Source organism: Paracoccus simplex (genome assembly GCF_042648325.1).
In the GTDB taxonomy this organism is placed as follows: Bacteria; Pseudomonadota; Alphaproteobacteria; order Rhodobacterales; family Rhodobacteraceae; genus Paracoccus; species Paracoccus simplex.
Genome location: NZ_JBHRXE010000013.1, coordinates 1 through 15,718, shown reverse-complemented (window position 1 = coordinate 15,718; position 15,718 = coordinate 1). Strand labels below are relative to the sequence as shown.

The following is a 15,718-nucleotide window of genomic DNA, read 5'->3' as shown; positions in this document are numbered from 1 at the left end:
CATGATCCGCATCGAGAATCTGTCCAAGACCTTTACCCTGCACAACCAGGCCGGCGCCGTCCTGCGGGTGATGGAAGGCGCGAACCTGACCGTGGAGGCCGGCGAATGCGTCGGGCTGACCGGGCAGTCGGGGGCCGGGAAATCCACGCTGATGCGGATGATCCATGGCAATTACCTGGCCGCCTCGGGCTCGATCCGGGTGGCGGGGCTGGATGTGGTCACGGCCCAACCGCGCCAGATCATCGCCCTGCGCCGCGACCGGCTGGGCTATGTCAGCCAGTTCCTGCGCGTCGTCCCCCGCGTGCCCACCATCGAGGTCGTGGCCGAACCGCTGCGCCGGCTCGGCACCCCCGAGGCCGAGGCCCGCACCCGCGCCGCCGCGCTGCTGGCGCGGCTGAACATCCCGGAACGGCTGTGGGGCCTGTCGCCCACCACCTTCTCGGGCGGCGAACAACAGCGGGTGAACATCGCCCGCGGCTTTGCCCATCCCTTTCCGGTGCTGCTGCTGGACGAACCCACCGCCAGCCTGGATGCCGCCAACCGCGAGGTGGTCCTGTCGCTGATCGAGGAGGCCAAGGCCCGCGGCGCCGCCATCCTGGGCATCTTCCATGACGAGGCGGCGCGGGTCCGGGTCTGCGACCGGCTGGTCGATGTCACCGGCTTCACGCCCGGGGCCGCGGCATGACCCGGCTGGTCGCCGTCGTCGGCCCCTCGGGCGCCGGCAAGGACACGCTGATGGCGATGGCCTGTGCCGCCCAGCCCGACCGGATTCGCGCCGCCCGCCGGGTCATCACCCGCCCCGCCGATGCCGGCGGCGAGGATTTCGACGGCGTGACCCCGGCCGAATTCGCCCGCCGCCACGCTGCCGGCGAATTCGCCCTGCACTGGCACGCGCATGGGCTGGATTACGGCATCCCGGCCGGCGAACTCGCCGGGCCGGGCACGGTGCTGTTCAATGCCAGCCGCGCCATCCTGGCCGAGGCCGCCGCGCGCCTGCCCGGCCTGACCGTTCTGCTGGTCACCGCCCCTGCACCGGTTCTGGCGGCCCGGCTGGCCGAGCGCGGCCGCGAGGACGCCGCGGACCGCGAGCGGCGTCTTGTCCGGGCCGGTTTCGCCCTGCCCGAGGGCATCGCCCATCAAACCGTGATCAACGACGCCAGCGCCGAAATCGGACTGGCGCGGTTCCTGGCGGCGCTTCAGCCCGCCCCGTCCCTGCCGGCAAGGTCGTAGCGATGCAGCAGCCGGAACCCCCCATCCTTTGGCTCGCCGAACAGGCACAGCGCGTCGATGACGAAGGGGCGCGGCAGCACCGGCGCGAAATGCGCCGCCAGCGCCGCCTGCGCCCGCCCAGCCATCCCGACCGGCAGCCGGTCGGTCAGGGTCAGGTGAAAGCGGAACTCCTCCATCACATGGGGATAGCCCCAGCGCTCCAGCAATGCGCGCTGGGGCGGCGTCAGCCGCTCGGGCCGGCGGCGGGCGATCTCGGCCTCGGTCAGCGGCGCGCGCAGCGGGTCCAGATTGCGCACCACCGTCGCCGCCAGGCGCTGCAAGGGCGTCGTGTCCCCCTCGGGCACAAGCGCCAGGAAGCCGTCCAGGGACGCCAGCCGCAGGCCGGGCAGCAGGACCGGCGCCAGCCGGCCGGCAAGCCCCTTCATCGCGGCGTCCAGATCGCCGGGCGTCGCGCCGGGCGCCAGCCGGAAGGGCGGCTTGACGGTGCCGTGAAAGCCGTAGCGGCGCGGTTCCGCGGTAATCTCGGCCACGGGCAAGTCCAGATCGGGCGGCGCGCAGGCCTGGCCGCTGACGGCATCCCAGCCCAGCCAGCGGGCCGCAAGATCGGCGAATGCGCCGGGCGGCGGCGCGTAATAGACGGCGAAGCGTTTCATATCCAACATCGCGCCTCTTTAGAGCCGGACTATCACACTCCTGTGACAGCCCGGTGGCAATCAGCCCGCCCACGGACCGGACAGAAAGACAGGATCGACCGATGACCCAGACCATACTCGCCAACGCCACGCTGATCCTGCCCGACCAGGTCGTCCGCGGCCGGATCCATCTGGCGGACGGCCGCATCGCCGAGATCGCCGAGGACGCCTCGCTTCCCGCCGGGGCCATCGACTGCGGGGGCGATCTGGTCCTGCCGGGTCTGGTCGAGCTGCATACCGACAATCTGGAGCGGCACCTGCAGCCGCGCCCCAAGGTCGAATGGCCGCATCAGGCCGCCATCGTCGCCCATGATGCCGAACTGGCCTCGACCGGGATCACCACGGTGTTTGACGCGCTGCGCGTGGGTTCGGTCTTCACCAGCCCGAACGTCGGCTATGGCGAATATGCCCGGGCGCTGGCGACCGAGGTCTTGCAGTTGCGGGCGCAGGGCGCGCTGCGCATCAGCCATTTCCTGCACCTGCGGGCCGAGATCTGCTCGGAAACCCTGGTCGAGGAGATGGCGAAATTCGGCCCCGAGGATCGCGTCGGCATCGTCAGCCTGATGGATCACACGCCGGGCCAGCGCCAGTTCCGCGACATCGGCAAGCTGCGCGACTACGTGATGGGCAAGCGCGGCCTGTCGGATGCGGAATTCGACGCCCATGTCGAAAGCCAGCAGGCGCTGCGCGACCGGCTGGGCGCCCTGCACGAGGCGACCGCCGTGGCCGAGGCGCGCCGCTATGGCGCAGTGCTGGCCAGCCATGACGATACCACCGCCGGGCAGGTGGCGGTCTCGGCCCGGCACGGTGCCCGTCTGGCCGAGTTCCCGACCACCTCCGAAGCCGCCCAGGCCTGCCGCGACCAGGGCATTGCCGTGATGATGGGCGCGCCGAACCTGATCCGCGGCGGCTCGCATTCCGGCAATGTCGCCGCGCATGTCCTGGCCGAGGCCGGGTTGCTGGACATCCTGTCCTCGGATTACGTGCCCTCGTCGCTGCTGACGGCGGCGCTGATGCTGGGCGACCTGTGGGACGACATGCCGCGCGCCGGGGCGCCCGTCACCTCGGCCCCGGCGACGGCGCCGGGGCTGACCGACCGCGGCGCGCTGCGGCCCGGCGCCCGGGCCGACGTGATCCGGGTGGCGCGGCTGGGCAATGCCAGCGCGGTGCGCGGCGTCTGGGTGCAGGGCAACCGCATCGCCTGAGCGCGGCGGCCGTCCGCCGCGCCGCCACCGCGGCGGAAGGCGGCCCGCGCATATTTGATTTTCAAACGCTGCCTTGCGGCCTTATCTCGAAAGGATGATGGAAAAGGTGCGCATCGCTCGACGTCCGATCCTGGCAGGCGCCGCCGCGCTGCTGCTGCTGACGAACCTGCCCCGGCCTGCGAAGGCCGAGGTCACGGGCGGGACGGCCTTGCACCGGGCGGCCGGCCGCAACGATGCCGCCGGGATCGCCCGGCTGCTGGCGGCAGGTGCGCCGATCGAGGCGCGCGACGCCAGCGGCGCGACGCCGCTGCTCTCTGCGACCCATGCCAATGCCGTCGATGCGGCCCGCGCGCTGATCGCGGCGGGCGCGGACGTGAATGCCCGGGACCGGATCGCCGACAGCCCCTATCTCTATGCCGGGGCGCGCGGGCATCTGGAGATCCTGAAGCTGACGCTGCAGCATGGCGCCGACCTGCGCAGTCTCAACCGTTTCGGCGGCACCGCCCTGATCCCGGCGGCGGAGCGCGGCCATGTCGAGTCGGTGCGGACGCTGATCGAGGCCGGCGTCGCCGTCGATCACATCAACGACCTGGGCTGGACGGCACTTCTGGAGGCAATCATTCTGGGCGACGGTGGTTTCCGGCACCGGCAGATCGTCGAACTGCTGATCCGGGCCGGGGCGAATGTCAATCTGGCCGATGGCGAGGGCGTGACGCCCCTTCACCATGCGCGCCGGGCCGGCTATCGCGACATCCAGCGCATCCTCACCGCCGCCGGCGCCCGATGAAGAAGGAGACTTCGATGCATGATGCAACACATTACCTGCGCCAGGCGATCGCGTTGGCAAAAGCCAATATCGCCGAAGGCGGCCGGCCTTTCGGCGCGGTGGTGGTCAGCGGCGGCGCGGTGATCGCCACCGCCGTGAACGAGATGCATCTGAGCCATGACGCGACCGACCATGCCGAGCTGCTGGCCCTGCGCGCCGCCGCCCGCGCCGCGGGGCCCGAGGCGCTGCAGGGCAGCGCGGTCTATGCCAGCGGCCATCCCTGCCCGATGTGCCTGGCGGCCATGCGGCTGGCCGGGGTCGCGACGGTGGCCTATGCCTATTCCAACGAGGATGGCGCCCCCTTCACCCTGTCCACGGCCGAGATCTATGCCGATCTGCGCCGGCCCTTCGCCGAGCAGTCGATGACGATCAGCCATGTGCCGGTCAAGCCGGACTCGGGCCGCAGCCTATACGAGGAATGGGCCCAGGCACGCGACGCCCGGACCTGATCAAAGACCGCCTGATCCGGGTGCCGGTTGCGGCTTGTCCACGGCCAAGCGCTGGATTCTTCTGCACTTTCTGGACGGGTCGGCGAAATCCCGCAACCTGGCGGACGAACAGGATCGCACGGGTTGATTCTCTCTGCGGTTGTCGGACATGGTGCGCCATCTCCTGTGGTGGGGGTAGGGGCGGCCCAGCCTGCCGCCCCGCTCCGCCGCCGGTTCAGCCGCCGGTTCAGCCGGCAAGGCCAAGCCCGATCCCGCCCGCCGCCGCCAGCAGCACCGCCAGCCAGGGCGGCGCCTTCCATGCGACCAGCGCCACGAAACACAGCAGCGCCAGGCAGAAGTCCCGCATGTCGCCCACCGCGCTGGTGAAGACCGGCGAATAGAGCGCGGCGCCCAGGATGCCGACCACCGCCGCATTGGCGCCGCGCATCAGCGATTGCACCGCGGCCATCGTCCGGAAGCGGTCCCAGAAGGGCAGGACCGCGATCAGGATCAGGAAACCGGGCAGGAACACCGCGACCAGGGCGATGGCGCCCCCGGCAAGGCCGTTCGGACCGGTCTCGGGCACCGCGCCCAGATAGGCGGCGAAGGTGAAAAGCGGCCCCGGCACCGCCTGCGCCGCGCCATAGCCGGCCAGAAAGGCATCCGCCGAAACCCGTCCGGCGGCGGCCACCTCGGCCTGCAGCAGCGGCAGAACGACATGGCCGCCGCCGAAGACCAGCGCCCCGGCGCGATAGAAGCCGTCGAACACCGCCAAGATGCCGGAAGCGCCGGCGACCAGCGGCAGCAGAAGCAGCAGCGCCGCGAAGGCGCCCAGCCCGGCCGCGGCCGCGCCATAGCCGACCGGCATCGGCACATGCCCGCCCGCCGGCGGCGCCGCGCCGCGGCGCAGCGCCAGCCCGGCCAGGGCGCCAAGCGCGATGGCGCCGACCATGCCGAAACTGCCGGGAAGAAAGGCCAGCACAGCGACGGCGCCTACCGCGATACCGGCCCGGGCCGGGTCCGGGCAGAGCGTCCGGGCCATGCCCCAGACCGCCTGCGCCACGATGGCGACCGCGACGAGCTTCAGCCCGTGCAGCGCCCCCTCGGCCACCGGACCCGAGAGCGAGGCGGCGGTCATGGCGAAAACCACCATGATCAGGGCAGAGGGCAGCGTGAAGCCGGCAAAGGCGGCCAGCGCCCCAAGCCAGCCGGCCCGCATCAGCCCCAGCGCGAAGCCCGCCTGGCTGGAGGCCGGGCCGGGCAGGAACTGGCACAGCGCCACCAGATCGGCATAGGCGGGATCGGACAGCCATTTCCGCCGGATCACCAGCTCGTCGCGGAAGAACCCCAGATGCGCGATGGGCCCGCCGAACGAGGTCAGGCCCAGTTTCAGAAAGGCGGCGAAGACCTCGCCGGGGGTGCCCTGCCCCTGCCTCGCCATGGCTCTCTCCATTCGTCCTGCCCCCGCATCGCACCGTCCCGTTCTTGGCGGCCAGCATACGCGAACCGCGCGCGGGCTCCAGAGCGCAGGCGGCGAGGCGGCGAGGCGAGGAGGCGCCCGCCCGGATGGGCGGGCGCCGTCGTCATTTCGACACCGCTCCGGCCAATTGCGGGTCGCAGTCCAGATCCTCGTCGTCATCGGCGGGATCGTCGCGGAACGGGCGGTCTGGGCGGATCAGCAGCGCGCAGGCCGCGCCCACCAGCAGCAGGACCAACGAGGCCGCGAAGGGCAGATCCCAGCGCCCGGTCAGGTCGATGATCAGCCCGAAGACGATGGGCGAGATCATCCCGGCCAGCCCGAAGCCGAAGTTCATGAAGCCGCTGGCGGTGCCGGAATATTGCGGCGCGATGTCCATCGGCGTGGCCCAGATCGGCGCCACGATCAGCTCGGCAAAGAAGAAGGCCGCGCTGAGGCTGATCGCCACCGTCACCAGGTCGGTCGAGAACATCACCGGCAGCATGCAGGCGAAGGCGCCCAGGAAGCCCAGGATGATGACGCTGATCCGAGCCAGCGCCACATTGCCGGTGCGGCGCAGGATGCCGTCGCTGAGCCAGCCGCCCGCCAGGTCGCCCACCACCCCGGCCAGGAAGACGCCGGCCGCGAAGATGGCGGATTTCTTCAGGTCCAGCTCGTGCTGGTGCAGGAAATAGGACGGGATCCAGTTCAGGAACAGCCACAGCGTCCAGCCATAGCAGAAATCGGTGATCGTCACCGGCAGCATGCGCCGCAGAAGCCGGCCCCAGGGCAGGGTCTTGCGCTCGCCCACGATCCGCTGGTCGGGCAGGGCCTCCAGTTCCTCGGGGGTGATGCCCTTATGATTGCGGGGATCGTCGCGGAAATACCACCACCACAGCGCCACCCACAGGAAGCTGATCACGCCGACGATGATGAAGGCATGCCGCCAGGACAGCGCGATGACCAGGAAGGCGATCAGCGGCGGGGTCAGCGCATTGCCGAAACGGGCGAAGGCATGGGTGATGCCCTGCGCGAAGCCGCGCTTCTCGGCCGGCATCCAGTTCGACAGCGCCCGGGTGGCGGTCGGAAAGGCCGAGCCCTCGCCCATGCCCAGAAGCACGCGCGCGATGATGAGCGAGACCGCGCCCTCGACGAAGCCGATCATCACCGTCGCGGCCGACCAGACGGTGCCGCAGATGATCAGCGTCTTGTGCGGCCCCAGCCGGTCGCCCAGGCGGCCGCCGAGGATCTGGAACAGCGCATAGGGATAGGCGAAAGCGGAAAACGCCAGCCCCAGCTCGAAATTCGTCAGGCCCAGTTCGGCCTGCATGGCGGGGGCGGCGGTGCTGATGTTCACCCGGTCGATATAGGTGACCAGATACATCAGGCAGATGACGAACAGAACGCGGTCCGTCGTCCTGAATCGGGTAAGCCTTAGCATGTCTCCTCCCTGGATTATGCTGGATGTGTTGGCACGTCCGTTTGCGGCCCGTGGCGCGGTCCCCTGTTGAAGCCCCGCCCTCCTCCGACGGGTCTTCGGGCTTTTGACGCCGGGCCGGGTTCTTGGGAAATGGGGCCTCCTTCCTGCCGCTTGGGCGCTATTGCGTCAGTTGCGCCAGCTTCAGGCGCTGGATCTTGCCCGAGGGGCCCTTGGGCAGCTCGGCCATCAGGTGAATCACTTCGGGCGACTTGAACTTCCCCAGCCGCTCCTCGCAGATCGAGATCAGCTCGGGCGGCTGCAGCGCCGAGCCGGGGCGCAGGGTGACGGCCGCCTCGACCCGCTCGCCGTAGCGGGCGCATTTGCGGGCGAAGGCCGCGGCCTCGATCACGTCGGGATGGGTGTAAAGCGCCTCGTCGATCTCGCGCGGGGCGATGTTCTCGCCGCCCTTGATGATCAGCTCCTTCAGGCGGCCGGTGACGAAGACATAACCCTCGTCGTCCATGCGGCCCAGGTCGCCGGTGCGCAGCCAGCCGTCCGCGGTCAGCGCCGCGGCAGTCGCGGCCGGGTCGCCCAGATAGCCGCGCATGACATTGGCGCCGTACACGGCGATCTCGCCCTCGGCTCCGGGCGGCAGCGGGCGCAGCTCGGGCGACAGGATCGCCACCTGGTTGCCCACCGCCCGGCCGGGCGAGCCGATCTTGCGCGGACCCGGCGGCAGCGGGTTCGACAGGATCTGCGCCGCCGTCTCGGTCAGGCCCATGGTCTCGACGATGGGAATGCCGAAGCGGCGCTCGAAGCCCGTCTGCACCTCGGGCGCCAGCGCCGCCGAGGCCGAGCGGCCAAAGCGCAGCCGCGCCCGGGCCTCGGGCGACGGCTCGCCCTCGCCATGCAGCAAATGCGAGATGATCGTCGGCACGACCGAGAACCAGCTTGCCCCGTGCCGCTCGCAACTGCTCCAGAACTGGCTGGCCGAGAAGCGCTCGCAAACCACCACCGAGCCGCCCGACAGCAGCGGCGCCAGGATGGTCACGCAAAGCCCGTTGATGTGATAGATCGGCAGCACGCAGATCGCCCGGTCCTCGGGGCAGAGCTCATGCGCCAGCGCGGTGGTCCAGCCGCCGGCCAGCAGGCTGGCATGGCTGTGCAGCACGCCCTTGGGCCGGCCGGTGGTGCCCGAGGTATACATCAGCAGCGCGTCGTGCCCGGCGCCATGCGGATGCGGCACCGCCGGTTCGCAGCCGGCGGGCCAGCCAAAGCCGTCCCCGGCTTCGATGACCATGGGTTCGGCGGGATGGGCGGCCAGCGCGCTGTCGAGCAGACCGCGCTGGCCGGGATCCAGCAGCAGCGCCCGGGCGCCGGAATGCGACAGCGCATAGCCGACGGCCTCGGCCCCGGCGACCAGGTTGATCATCGTGGCGCGAAAGCCGCCGTAAAGCGTGCCGAACAGGCCCAGCACCGCATTGCGGCCGTTGGGCATCATCAGCGCCACGCTGTCGCCGCGCGACAGGCCCAGCCCGGCCAGGTGCCCGGCGATGCGGGCGGCCTCGTCGCGCAGCTCGCGCCAGGTAAGCCGCCCGCCGTCGGCGGGGAAGATGTGGCTGGTGGCGTCGCCCCGCTCGGCGGCGCGGATGTCGAGCCAGTCGCGGACGGTGCCTTGCGGCGGGTGGTGCGGGTCCAGCCTCATTGCCCGACCTCCTGCCAGTAGTCGCCGAAGACCGCGTCCAGCGCCGGCTCGCGCGGCGGGATCGGGCGCACGACGCGGGTGCGCTGCGTGAAATGCCGCCAGTTCAGGTTGGCGTCGATGGAATTGCCGCCCCAGCTGCCGCAGCCCATCGACAGCGAGAAGGGCAGCCCGTTGTCGAAGGCGCCGCCGGTGGCGAAGCAATGCGCCTGGTTGACGATGACCCGGCAGACCGGCAATGCGCGACCCAGCGTCAGCGGGCGATCCGCGTCCCGCGAATGCAGCCCGACCGAATGGCCCGCGCCCTGATGCAGCAGGATGCGCCGCGCCAGTTCCGCCGCATGGCCGAAATCGCGGGCGCGGTAGAGCGCGGCGATGCGGCTGAGCTTTTCGCCCGACAGCGGATGGTCGGGGCCGATGCCCTCGGTCTCGACCGCGATCAGCCGGGTGCCGGGCGGCACCTTGTCGGCCAGCCCCAGCTTGTCGATCATCACCTCGGCATCCTGGGCGATGATCTCTCGGTTCATGTGCCCGTCCTGCCAGAGCCGGGCGACGATCCCCGGCGCCTCGGACGGCGGCAGCACCACGCCGCCCTCGGCCGCCAGCGCGGCCAGGAAGGCGTCGTAGACCGCATCGACCACGATCAGCGCGTTTTCCGACGAGCATGAGGTGGCGTTGTCGAAGGTCTTCGAGGCGGCGATCTTGCCGGCCGCCGCCGCCAGGTCGGCGGTCTCGTCCACGATCACCGCGACATTGCCGGCGCCGACGCCGATGGCGGGGGTGCCGCTTTCATAGGCGCGGCGCACATTGTCCTGGCTGCCGGTCACCACCACCAGGTCGGCGGTCTCCAACAGGCGCTGGGTCTTGGCCTTGCTGCCCTGACCGGGCAGCATCTGCACCAGGTCGCGATCCTCGCCGATGCGGTCGAATTCGGCGTGGATGAAGCCCAGCAGCATCTCGCAACAGGCCACGCCCTTGGGCGAGGGCGACAGCAGGATGGCATTGCCGCATTTCAGCGCGTTGATGATGTTGTTCGCCGGCGTCGCCGCCGGGTTGGTCGAGGGCACCACCGCGCCGATCACGCCGATGGGCCGGGCGATCTCGGTGATGCCGGTCTCGGGGTCGTCGGACAGGATGCCATGGGTGGCCACACCGCGGATGTCGCGCAAAAGGCCCAGGGTCTTGCGGTGGTTCTTGACGATCTTGTCGGCGACATTGCCAAGCCCGGTGCTGCGGACCGCCAGCTCGGCCAGTTGCCGGTTGCGCTCGGGCTGCATGATGGCCCAGCCGGTGGCCAGGGCTGCGCGGTCATAGCGGCGCTGGCTGCCCCCCGCCTCGTATCCGGCCTGCGCGCCGCGCGCCCGCGCCATCGCCGCGTCGACCGAGAGAATGTCATTCGAGATGTTCATACCTGTACTTGCTCCGGTTCCCGGCAGGCTGCCGCCGGGAAGGTGAATGGATCAGCGGCCCGGGAAGCCGGGTCTCACCATGTCTGCAATGTTGGTCTGGCACGGCCTCCTCTTGCCGTGATCTTCGACCTTAGGCGATGAAAACAGTCTTGCAAATGTTTTCATGAACTCTCATGATTGATCAGATTATATCTGGAAAGTCCGATGATTAAGCCCGATATTGTTTTCGTTGCCAAGCTTGCAGGCGTTTCACCGGCCACGGTGTCGCGGGTGATGAATCACCCCGACCTGGTGCATCCGGCGACCCGCAAGAAGGTCGAACTGGCGGTCGAGAAATCCGGCTATATCCGCAACCGCGCCGCGCAGGCCATGCACGGCAAGCGCAGCGCCACCATCGGGCTGGTAGTGCCGACCGTCGCCAACACCATCTTCGCCGAGGTGGTGCAGGCCTTCAACGACACGGTCAGCGCGCAGGGCTTCACCCTGCTGCTGGCCTCGCATGGCTACGACCTGGACGGCGAATACCGGCTGGTCCGCAAGCTCTTGGAGCATCGCGTCGATGCGCTGGCGGTGGTCGGGCTGGACCACAGCGCCGGCACCTTCCGGCTGATCGCGGAACAGCGCGTGCCGCTGCTGGCGCTGTGGAACTACCTGGCGGATTCGACACTGCCCTGCATCGGCGTCGACAACCGCGAGGCGGGGCGGCTGGCAGCCGAGCATCTGGTGGCCCTGGGGCATCGCCGCATCGGCATGGTCTTTCCCGCCACCTTCGACAATGACCGGGCGCGGGACCGCAAGGCGGCGGCGACGGCGGTGTTCCGCGCCGCCGGGATCGCCTTGCAGGACCGCTGGCAGGTCGAGGTGCCCTACAGCATCGCCCAGGCCAAGGCCGCCTGCCTGGAGCTGCTGGCCGGCGAGGACCGGCCGAGCGCCCTGCTTTGCGCCAATGACGTGATCGCGCAGGGGGCGATCTATGCCGCGGCGCGGCTGGGGATCGCGATTCCCGCCAGCCTGTCGGTGATCGGCATCGGCGATTTCGCCGGCTCGGCGCAGATGGAGCCGGCGCTGACCACGGTGCGGATCCCGGCCCGGCAGATCGGCATCTCGGCCGGGCAGGCCATCGTTGCGGCGATCGGGCAGCCGGATGCCGATTTCATGATCCGCAGCCGCGTCGAACTGGAACTGATCATGCGCACCAGCACCGGCATCGCCGCCGAAATGATCCGGCGCTGACGCGCCAGAGGCGGGGCCGGGTCACATCAGCTCTGTCAGCTCCTCGGCCGCCGCGCGCAGGTCGGGCAGGTGCTTCAACCCCTCGGCCAGGGTCAGCCGCTGCACCGGGGCGTGGAAGGACACCGTGGCGACCAGTTGCCCCGAACGATCCAGGACCGGCACGGCCAGGGCGATCATGCCGGGCACGAATTCCTCGGAATCGGAGGAATAGCCCTGCTCGCGGATCTGGCGCAGCGCCTCGCGCAACCGTTCGGGATCGGTGAGCGTCTGCGCCGTATAGGCCCGCAGCTCGGCGCGTTTCAGATAGCGTTCCAGCTTGCCGTCGTTGATCTGCGACAGGCACAGCTTGCCCGCCGCCGTGGCGTGCAGCGGCACGCGCGAGCCGACGTGAAGCTGGATGCGCAGCGGCCAATGCGTCTCGACCCGGTCGATGTAGAGCATCGCATCGCCGTCGGGGATCGACAGGTTGCAGGTCTCGCCCAGGTGCTGGTTCAGCCGAATCAACACGTCGCGCTGCGGCAGGTTCTGGTGCCAGAAACGGACGATGCCCTGCATCATCTGCCGCAGCTTCGGTCCCGGCTGATAGCTGCGCCCGTCGATGTCGCGGGTCAGGAAGCCCTCGGCCTCGAGATTGCCGACCAGCCGGTGGATGGTCGGCACCGGCAGGTTCAGCGAGGCGTTGATCTCGGTCGCGGTCAGGGGCCGGCCCTCGCTGGCAAGAACCTCGAGAATCTGCAGATTCCGAAAGCTCGGCGGCAAGGAAGACTTGTCCTGAATACTCGTCATGATCGGCTGTTTCCGTCGTTTCTCGGCCCAACTCTACATGGTTGCCGGTGCCGCTCCAACCACCAGGAGCAAAACATGCTTTTATAAAAATGAGAGTGCAACTACCAAAAATGCTTTGACATGACTCGGCCGCCTGAGGCAACGTCGGCTCGCCGGCAAAAGGAGGATTTGCCGGGGAACAGCTGAACAATCGAACAACGTCGCAGCATCAGGGAGGATGTCATGGCGGTCATAACCGCTGGCGCCAACGCATTTGGCGACCGGGAGCACGATGTCAAAAAGGTCGTCTTCGCAAGCCTCGTGGGATCGACCATCGAATGGTACGATTTCTTTCTTTACGGCGTCGTCGCCGGTATCGTCTTCAACAAGCTGTATTTTCCGGCGGACGACCCGACGATCTCGGTGCTGCTCGCCTATGCGACCTTCGCCGTCGGTTTCGTCGCCCGGCCGCTCGGCGGTCTGATCTTCGGCCATTTCGGCGACCGCATCGGCCGCAAGACCATGCTGGTCATCACCCTGCTGCTGATGGGCGGCGCAACCGTGCTGATCGGCCTTTTGCCGACCTATGACCAGATCGGCATCCTGGCGCCGATCCTGCTTTTGGTGCTGCGGGTGGCGCAGGGCATCGGCATCGGCGGCGAATGGGGCGGGGCCGTGCTGATGGCCTATGAATTCGCGCCCGAGAACAAGCGCGGCTTCTACGCCTCGATCCCGCAGATCGGCCTGTCGCTGGGGCTGTTCATGGCCTCGGGCGTAATGGCGCTGCTGACCATGATGCCGGACGAGGCGTTCATGGCCTGGGGCTGGCGCGCGGCCTTCGTCGCCTCGATCATCCTGGTCGTGCTGGGCACCTGGATCCGCAGCAACATCGGCGAAAGCCCGGAGTTCAAGAAGGCCAAAGAGGAATCGCGGGCCCGCGACCAGGGCCTGCCCTTCGTCGACATGCTCAAGCGCTATCCGGGCAATGTCATGCTGGGCATGGGCGCGCGCTATATCGACGGCGTGTTCTTCAACGTCTTCGCGGTGTTCTCGATCCTCTACCTGACGAAATACGTCGGGCTGGAGCGGACCTTCGCGCTGTGGACGGTCTGCGGCGCGGCCGTCGTCATGGTGGTCTGCATCCCGTTCTTCGGCCGGCTGTCGGACCGGGTGGGGCGGCCGCGCACCTATGCCATCGGCTCGCTGCTGCTGGCGCTGAGCGTGTTCCCTGCCTTCGCGCTGATGTCCACCGGCGATCCGCTGCTGGTGATCCTGGGCATCGCGCTGCCTTTCGGCATCGTCTACCCGATGTGCTACGGCCCCGAGGCGGCGCTGTTCGCCGACCTTTTCGACCCCAGCGTGCGCTATACCGGCGTGTCCTTCGTCTATCAGTTCTCGGGCATCTTCGCCTCGGGGATCACGCCGATGATCGCGACGGCGCTGATGGCCGCGAACGACAACGACCCGTTCTGGCTTTGCGCCTATGTGGTCTTCGCCGCGCTGATCTCGTTCGTCTGCGCCGTGCTGATCGGCCGCCGCGAGCGTCGCTGAGCCTTGCCGGGCGGCAGCCCCGCCCGGCCCACCCTTTCCGAACCATGGGCACAAGCCCGCAAAGGATGCCAACATGAGCCAAGCATCAGACCTGGCGGATTACGTCATCGTCGGCGCCGGATCGGCCGGCTGCGTGGTCGCGAACCGGCTTTCCGCCGATCCCGCGATCCGCGTCACCCTGCTGGAAGCCGGCAACCGCGACTCGAGCCCCTGGATCCATATCCCGGTCGGTTATTTCCGCACCATGCACAATCCGGACTTCGACTGGTGCTACGAGACCGAGCCTGATCCCGGCCTGAACGGCCGCGCGCTGCACTGGCCGCGCGGCAAGGTGCTGGGCGGTTCCTCGTCGCTGAACGGACTGCTCTACGTGCGCGGCCAGCGCGAGGATTACGACCGCTGGACACAGATGGGCAACGAGGGCTGGTCCTGGCGCGAGGTCGGGCCGATCTTCGAGGAACTCGAGACCTTCCAGCGCGGCGAGGGCGAGGGGCGCGGCACGCATGGCCCCCTGCAGGTCTCGGACCCGCGCCTGCGCCGCCGGATCTGCGAATTGTGGATCGAGGCCGCCAAGGCCAACGGCATCCCCTACAATCCCGATTACAACGGCCCGGTGCAGGACGGCGTCGGCCATTTCCAGCTGACGGTGAACAAGGGCCGGCGCTGTTCCGCGGCGGTGGCCTTCCTGAAGCCGATCCGCCACCGGCAGAACCTGCAGGTGGTCACCAACGCCCAGGTGCACCGCGTGGTGATCGAGGACGGCCGCGCCACCGGGGTCGAGATCCGGCGCCCCGACGGCAGCCGGCAGGTGATCCGCGCCGCGCGCGAGGTGATCCTTTGCGCCGGCGCCATCGGCTCGCCGCAGATCCTGATGCTTTCGGGCGTGGGCGACGCCGGGCACCTGCGTGGCCACGGCATCGCGGTCGCCCATGACGCGCCCGAGGTCGGCCGCAACCTGCAAGACCATCTGCAGGCCCGGCTGGTGTTCAAATGCCGCGAGGCGACGCTGAACGACGAGGTGCGCAGCCTGATGAACAAGGCGCGGATCGGGTTGGAATACGCGCTGTTCCGCACCGGGCCGATGACCATGGCGGCCAGCCTGGTCTTCGGCTTCCTGCGCAGCCGGCCGGGGCTGGCGACGCCCGACATCCAGTTCCACATCCAGCCCTGGTCCGCCGACAGCCCCGGCGAGGGGGTGCATCCCTTCTCGGCCTTCACGCAATCGGTCTGCCAGTTGCGGCCGGAAAGCCGCGGCACCATCACGCTGCGCTCGGCCGATCCGCGGGTCGCGCCGCTGATCGAGCCGAACTACCTTGCCACCCAGACCGACCGCGACACGCTGGTCGCCGGCGTCGAGATCGCCCGCCGGCTGGCGCGCACCGAACCGCTAAAATCCGCCATCTCCGAGGAGTTCCGCCCGACCGCCGATGTGCAGGGCCATGACGAGGTGCTGGCCTGGGCGCGGATGAACTCGACCACGATCTACCACCCGACCGGCACCTGCCGCATGGGCGCGGACGAGCGCGCCGTGGTGGACCCGCGGCTGCGGGTGCGCGGCATCCGCGGCCTGCGAGTGGCCGATTGCTCGATCATGCCCGAGATCGTCTCGGGCAACACCAATGCGCCCGCGATGATGATCGGCGCCAAGCTGGCGCGCATGGTCCTTGAGGACCGTCGCGCCGAAGCCGGCCCGGGACCCCGCGCCGGTATCGACAAAGCTGCCTGAAGGACGAGGAAACAGCCATGAGAATGACCACCGAGGAAGCCTTTGTTAAGGTTTTGCAACTGCACGGTATCGAGC

General features: G+C 69.2%; 14 protein-coding genes. 8 read left to right on the top strand and 6 right to left on the bottom strand.

The window, feature by feature from the left end; translation table 11 throughout:
* Position 1: 1 nt before the first annotated feature.
* A complete protein-coding gene (gene phnL / locus ACFOMP_RS06200) occupies positions 2–685 on the top strand; it encodes a phosphonate C-P lyase system protein PhnL (RefSeq protein ID WP_379028605.1) in 684 nt (227 codons plus the stop codon).
* Entirely contained in the window at positions 682–1,230 is a 549-nt protein-coding gene (gene phnN, locus ACFOMP_RS06195) for a phosphonate metabolism protein/1,5-bisphosphokinase (PRPP-forming) PhnN (RefSeq protein ID WP_379028603.1), read from the top strand. The genes phnL and phnN overlap by 4 nt, the downstream gene beginning before the upstream one ends.
* On the opposite strand, the gene ACFOMP_RS06190 is transcribed toward phnN, so the two are convergent.
* Positions 1,197–1,892 (bottom strand): DUF1045 domain-containing protein, encoded by a 696-nt coding sequence (locus tag ACFOMP_RS06190; protein ID WP_379028601.1) that lies wholly within the window; start codon positions 1,890–1,892, stop codon positions 1,197–1,199. The genes phnN and ACFOMP_RS06190 overlap by 34 nt on opposite strands.
* A 92-nt stretch (positions 1,893–1,984) precedes the next feature.
* Here ACFOMP_RS06190 and ACFOMP_RS06185 point away from each other — a divergent pair, with 92 nt between their 5' ends.
* The 3 genes from ACFOMP_RS06185 (at position 1,985) to ACFOMP_RS06175 (ending at position 4,402) form a co-directional block, all read left to right on the top strand.
* Entirely contained in the window at positions 1,985–3,127 is a 1,143-nt protein-coding gene (locus ACFOMP_RS06185; protein ID WP_379028599.1) for an alpha-D-ribose 1-methylphosphonate 5-triphosphate diphosphatase, read from the top strand.
* Positions 3,128–3,233: 106 nt separating this feature from the next.
* Positions 3,234–3,914 carry an ankyrin repeat domain-containing protein gene (locus ACFOMP_RS06180; RefSeq protein WP_379028597.1) on the top strand — a complete coding sequence of 227 codons (681 nt, stop codon included), beginning with the start codon at positions 3,234–3,236 and terminating at the stop codon, positions 3,912–3,914.
* A gap of 14 nt (positions 3,915–3,928) precedes the next feature.
* Complete coding sequence (locus tag ACFOMP_RS06175; protein WP_289896007.1) at positions 3,929–4,402, top strand: nucleoside deaminase; 474 nt, start codon at positions 3,929–3,931, stop codon at positions 4,400–4,402.
* A gap of 226 nt (positions 4,403–4,628) precedes the next feature.
* On the opposite strand, the gene chrA is transcribed toward ACFOMP_RS06175, so the two are convergent.
* The 4 genes from chrA to sauS form a co-directional block, all read right to left on the bottom strand.
* Entirely contained in the window at positions 4,629–5,822 is a 1,194-nt protein-coding gene (chrA, locus tag ACFOMP_RS06170; protein ID WP_379028595.1) for a chromate efflux transporter, read from the bottom strand.
* 142 nt (positions 5,823–5,964) lie between these two features.
* The gene (locus ACFOMP_RS06165) at positions 5,965–7,278 is read right to left on the bottom strand and encodes an MFS transporter (protein WP_379028593.1); all 1,314 of its coding nucleotides are present in this window, start codon (positions 7,276–7,278) and stop codon (positions 5,965–5,967) included.
* Positions 7,279–7,435: 157 nt separating this feature from the next.
* Positions 7,436–8,962: an AMP-binding protein gene (locus ACFOMP_RS06160; protein ID WP_379028592.1), complete on the bottom strand. Its 1,527-nt coding sequence runs from the start codon at positions 8,960–8,962 to the stop codon at positions 7,436–7,438.
* Positions 8,959–10,368: an acylating sulfoacetaldehyde dehydrogenase gene (sauS, locus tag ACFOMP_RS06155; RefSeq protein WP_379028590.1), complete on the bottom strand. Its 1,410-nt coding sequence runs from the start codon at positions 10,366–10,368 to the stop codon at positions 8,959–8,961. The genes ACFOMP_RS06160 and sauS overlap by 4 nt, the downstream gene beginning before the upstream one ends.
* A gap of 204 nt (positions 10,369–10,572) precedes the next feature.
* On the opposite strand from sauS, the gene ACFOMP_RS06150 reads away from it, so the two are divergent.
* Complete coding sequence (locus ACFOMP_RS06150) at positions 10,573–11,601, top strand: LacI family DNA-binding transcriptional regulator (RefSeq protein WP_379028588.1); 1,029 nt, start codon at positions 10,573–10,575, stop codon at positions 11,599–11,601.
* Between the two features lie 21 nt (positions 11,602–11,622).
* On the opposite strand, the gene ACFOMP_RS06145 is transcribed toward ACFOMP_RS06150, so the two are convergent.
* The gene (locus ACFOMP_RS06145; protein WP_379028586.1) at positions 11,623–12,387 is read right to left on the bottom strand and encodes an IclR family transcriptional regulator; all 765 of its coding nucleotides are present in this window, start codon (positions 12,385–12,387) and stop codon (positions 11,623–11,625) included.
* Positions 12,388–12,609: 222 nt separating this feature from the next.
* Between ACFOMP_RS06145 and ACFOMP_RS06140 the strand changes: the two genes are divergently transcribed.
* Positions 12,610–13,917, top strand: a complete 1,308-nt coding sequence (locus tag ACFOMP_RS06140) for an MFS transporter (RefSeq protein WP_289896001.1) — start codon at positions 12,610–12,612, stop codon at positions 13,915–13,917.
* A 73-nt stretch (positions 13,918–13,990) separates the two neighbouring features.
* Entirely contained in the window at positions 13,991–15,643 is a 1,653-nt protein-coding gene (locus tag ACFOMP_RS06135) for a GMC family oxidoreductase (RefSeq protein ID WP_379028584.1), read from the top strand.
* Positions 15,644–15,718: the final 75 nt, after the last annotated feature.

Excerpts from the sequence above, each read along its gene's own strand:
- ACFOMP_RS06140 (WP_289896001.1), top strand. The coding sequence starts at position 12,610 with ATGGCGGTCATAACCGCTGGCGCCAACGCATTTGGCGACCGGGAGCAC.
- sauS (WP_379028590.1), bottom strand. The coding sequence starts at position 10,368 with ATGAACATCTCGAATGACATTCTCTCGGTCGACGCGGCGATGGCGCGG.
- ACFOMP_RS06150 (WP_379028588.1), top strand. The coding sequence starts at position 10,573 with ATGATTAAGCCCGATATTGTTTTCGTTGCCAAGCTTGCAGGCGTTTCA.
- ACFOMP_RS06190 (WP_379028601.1), bottom strand. The coding sequence starts at position 1,892 with ATGTTGGATATGAAACGCTTCGCCGTCTATTACGCGCCGCCGCCCGGC.
- phnN (WP_379028603.1), top strand. The coding sequence starts at position 682 with ATGACCCGGCTGGTCGCCGTCGTCGGCCCCTCGGGCGCCGGCAAGGAC.
- chrA (WP_379028595.1), bottom strand. The coding sequence starts at position 5,822 with ATGGCGAGGCAGGGGCAGGGCACCCCCGGCGAGGTCTTCGCCGCCTTT.
- ACFOMP_RS06185 (WP_379028599.1), top strand. The coding sequence starts at position 1,985 with ATGACCCAGACCATACTCGCCAACGCCACGCTGATCCTGCCCGACCAG.
- ACFOMP_RS06175 (WP_289896007.1), top strand. The coding sequence starts at position 3,929 with ATGCATGATGCAACACATTACCTGCGCCAGGCGATCGCGTTGGCAAAA.
- ACFOMP_RS06160 (WP_379028592.1), bottom strand. The coding sequence starts at position 8,962 with ATGAGGCTGGACCCGCACCACCCGCCGCAAGGCACCGTCCGCGACTGG.
- ACFOMP_RS06145 (WP_379028586.1), bottom strand. The coding sequence starts at position 12,387 with ATGACGAGTATTCAGGACAAGTCTTCCTTGCCGCCGAGCTTTCGGAAT.
- phnL (WP_379028605.1), top strand. The coding sequence starts at position 2 with ATGATCCGCATCGAGAATCTGTCCAAGACCTTTACCCTGCACAACCAG.
- ACFOMP_RS06165 (WP_379028593.1), bottom strand. The coding sequence starts at position 7,278 with ATGCTAAGGCTTACCCGATTCAGGACGACGGACCGCGTTCTGTTCGTC.
- ACFOMP_RS06135 (WP_379028584.1), top strand. The coding sequence starts at position 13,991 with ATGAGCCAAGCATCAGACCTGGCGGATTACGTCATCGTCGGCGCCGGA.